Genomic DNA, 489 nt, shown 5'->3' with positions numbered 1-489 from the left:
CGGGCTGTACCCAGAGCTCCGACGGCGGGGACGGCTCGGACGGCGGCGACGAGCTCTCCGGACCGATCAACATCGCCGGTTCGAGCACGGTGTTCCCGCTGATGAGCGCGATCATGGAGGACTTCGCCGAGGAGCACCCCGGCGTCGACCCCGACATCAGTTCGACCGGGTCCGGCGGCGGCTTCTCGAACTTCTTCTGTACGGGCGACACCGACTTCAACAACGCGAGCCGCCCGATCCAGCCGGCGGAGGAGGAGCTGTGCGCGGAGAACGGCGTCGAGTACATCGAACTGATCGCGGCGACCGACGCGCTCACCGTCGTCGTCAACCCCGATGCCGACTGGATCGACTCGCTCACGACCGAGGAGCTCGCGCAGATCTGGAAGTCGGACCCCGCCCAGACGTGGGACGAGGTCCGCGACGAGTTCCCGAACGAGGAAATAAACCGCTTCGGCGCCGCCGACACCTCCGGCACCTACGACTACTTCA

At 66.9% G+C, this 489-nt stretch carries 1 protein-coding gene; it reads left to right on the top strand.

Annotation, left to right across the window (positions count from 1 at the left end; all coding sequences use genetic code 11):
* A partial coding sequence (locus EXE45_RS17780; protein WP_199233695.1) for a substrate-binding domain-containing protein occupies positions 1-489 on the top strand: 489 nt, incomplete at both ends.

This window comes from Halorubrum sp. SP9, from assembly GCF_005435015.1.
Taxonomy (GTDB): domain Archaea; phylum Halobacteriota; class Halobacteria; order Halobacteriales; family Haloferacaceae; genus Halorubrum; species Halorubrum sodomense.
The sequence above is the reverse complement of the archived record's forward strand: the minus strand, read 5'-3'. Positions and strand labels throughout refer to the sequence as shown.